Source organism: Mycobacterium sp. TH-M106 (genome assembly GCF_057473765.1).
The window spans coordinates 1-2,734 of sequence record NZ_JBYCLE010000387.1; the positions used below are offsets into that span (position 1 = coordinate 1).

General features: G+C 66.2%; 3 protein-coding genes and 1 pseudogene. All 4 read right to left on the reverse strand.

What is annotated here, in order from left to right; all coding sequences use genetic code 11:
• The coding region (gene dsbE / locus AC2VOP_RS13820) for a disulfide bond-forming protein DsbE (RefSeq protein WP_486961498.1) at positions 1-484 on the reverse strand (484 nt) is incomplete at its 3' end.
• Positions 485-585: 101 nt separating this feature from the next.
• Positions 586-1,689: a dual-specificity RNA methyltransferase RlmN gene (rlmN, locus tag AC2VOP_RS13825; protein ID WP_486961499.1), complete on the reverse strand. Its 1,104-nt coding sequence runs from the start codon at positions 1,687-1,689 to the stop codon at positions 586-588.
• Between the two features lie 34 nt (positions 1,690-1,723).
• On the reverse strand, positions 1,724-2,620 hold the full coding sequence (locus tag AC2VOP_RS13830; protein WP_486961500.1) for a phosphatidate cytidylyltransferase: 897 nt from the start codon (positions 2,618-2,620) through the stop codon (positions 1,724-1,726).
• A 24-nt stretch (positions 2,621-2,644) separates the two neighbouring features.
• A pseudogene (locus tag AC2VOP_RS13835) lies at positions 2,645-2,734 on the reverse strand (ribosome recycling factor); the annotation flags it as partial.

Below are 2,734 nucleotides of genomic sequence, written 5' to 3' on the forward strand. Positions count from 1 at the left end.
TCGCCGAAGTGGGGTTGTTCACGAAGGTGGAGGAGCCGTCCGAGCGGTAGAACACATACGCCGGTTGCCACGGCACGTTGTAGCGAGCCCAGATCGCACCGTCGGCGTCGTTGATGTTGGTGAAGTTCAGGTTGTACTTCGAGACGAAGTTCTGCATCGCCGCAACATCGGAGTGGGCCGCGATACCCACGAACGTGACCGCCGGATTAGCGGCCGCCACGTGGCTTACGCCGGGAGCTTCCTCGTTGCAGAACGGGCACCATGGCGTCCAGAACCACAGCACGGATGGCTTGCCCTGCAAGCTCGCTCCGTTGAACGTAGCGCCGCTGAGGGTGGTTCCAGTGAACTGCAGCCGCTCGTCCGCGGCGAGCGCACGCGGAGCGGTGCTCAAACCGAGCACAAGGGCGGCCGCGACCACGCCCATGGCAGACAACCTGGCCACAGGAGAAAGCACCCTGGCCACAGGAGAAAGGCGAATTTTCATCAGAGACCTCCATTGTTGAGGTCTCTATTGTAAGTGAGGTAGGTCACACTGGCCGTGCCGCCAGCTGGCCGCAGGCGCTGCCCGATTCGCCTGCGCTCCAGCTACCGGCCTGCGGCCGCCAGCTGGCCGCAGGCGGCGGCGATCTCGCGGCCGCGGGTGTCGCGCACCGTGCACGACACGCCCTTGGCCCGAACCCGTCTGACGAATTCCCGTTCCACCGGTTTCGGACTGGCGTCGAAGTCGCTGCCCGGCGTCGGATTGAGCGGGATCAGGTTCACGTGCACCAGCGGGCCGAACACCCTGTGCAGCCGCTCGCCCAGCAGATCGGCCCGCCACGGCTGGTCGTTGATGTCGCGGATCAGCGCGTACTCGATCGACACTCGCCGACCAGTCGTATCCGCGTAGTAGCGTGCAGCATCTAGCGTTTCGGCGATCTTCCACCGGTTGTTGACCGGGACCAGGGTGTCGCGCAGTTCGTCGTCGGGGGTGTGCAGCGACACCGCCAACGTCACCCCCAGGTGTTCGTCGGCCAGCTTGCGGATCGCCGGGGCCAGACCGACCGTCGACACCGTCACTGCGCGGGCCGAGATGCCGAAGCCGTGCGGCGGCGGTTCGATGATCCGGCCTACCGCTGCCACCACCCGGGCATAGTTGGCCAGCGGCTCCCCCATGCCCATGAACACCACGTTGGAGAGCCGGCCGTGGTCACCAGGATCACCATCCCGCAATGCGACCGCCGCCGCCCGTACCTGCTCGACGATCTCGGCGCTCGACAGATTGCGGGTCAACCCTTGCTGCCCGGTCGCGCAGAACGGACAGGCCATGCCGCAGCCGGCCTGTGCGGAGATGCACACCGTGTTGCGGTGCGGGTAACGCATCAGCACCGACTCGAACGAGGTGTGGTCCAGCGCCCGCCAGAGGGTTTTGCGGGTCTGGCCGGCGTCGCACTCGATTTCGCCGGCAGCGGTCAGCAACTTCGGGAATAGCGCGTCGGCAACCACGGCGCGTGCCGCCGCGGGCAGGTCCGTCATCTGCTGTGGGTCGGCGATCAGCCGGCCATAGTACTGATGGGCGATCTGGTTGGCCCGAAACGACGGCATCCCCAGCTCAGCGACGACTGTCGCGAGGCCGGCCGTGTCGAGGTCGGCGAAGTGCCGCGGCGGCAGAGCGCGGCGCGGCGCGGCGAACACCAGCTGTTGTTTCACGTCGGGTTCCAGTATGGATGGCGCGGCACCGCGGTCAGGGCAGCAGCGTCAGCACGATCCAGGTGATCACCGCGGACGGCAACAGCCCGTCGATCCGATCCATCAGGCCACCATGGCCGGGCAGCGACCGGCCCATGTCCTTGATGCCCAGGTCACGTTTGACCTGTGATTCGACCAGGTCGCCGAGTGTTCCGGTGATCACCAGCAGCAACCCTAGCGGCAACCCGACCCACCATTGTTTGTCGGGCAGCAGGAAGGTCACCACCACCACCGCGCCGGTGATCCCGAAAAGCAGCGATCCGGCGAACCCCTCCCAGGACTTTTTCGGGCTGATCTCCGGCACCATCGGATGCTTGCCGAACAACACGCCTACCGTATACCCGCCGATGTCGGACAGCACCACCGTCAGCAGCAGACAGAAGACGCGGCCCGCACCGTCCTCCGGGTAAACCAGCAGCGCCCCGAAGGCCATGAACAACGGCACCCAGACGGCGATCAAGACGGTGCCCGAGACGTCGCGCAGGTAGTTGGCCGGGGAGTGCGACAGGCCCTGGTCGACCAGACGCCAGATCATGCAGACGACCACGGTCCCGCCCAACCCACCCAGCGCACCTGCTGCGCCGAACGGCCAGGTCAACCAGACCATCGCCTGCCCACCGAACAATAGCGGCACAAACGGCACACGGTAGCCGGCTTCACGCAGCCGCCGGGTCAGCTCGTGGGTGGCGATCGGGGTTGCCACCGCCAACGTCACCACCCACAGAAGCGGAGCCAGCAGCAGGATCGCGACGAGCATGCCGCCCAGCAGCGCGCCGACGACGATCGCAGCAGGCAGATTGCGCCCCGCCCGAGACTTCTTGCGGCGCTGCCGCCCCCAGCCGCCCGTCGACTCCGAAGCCGGAGCTCCTACGTCGGAGTCGTTGTCTGCCACGAGGATTGGCTGCTGAACGGTCAGCTAGACCTCCAGCAGCTCGCCTTCTTTGTGTTTGACGAGTTCGTCGATCTGGTTGACGTAGTGGTGGGTGGTCTTGTCCAGGTCCTTCTC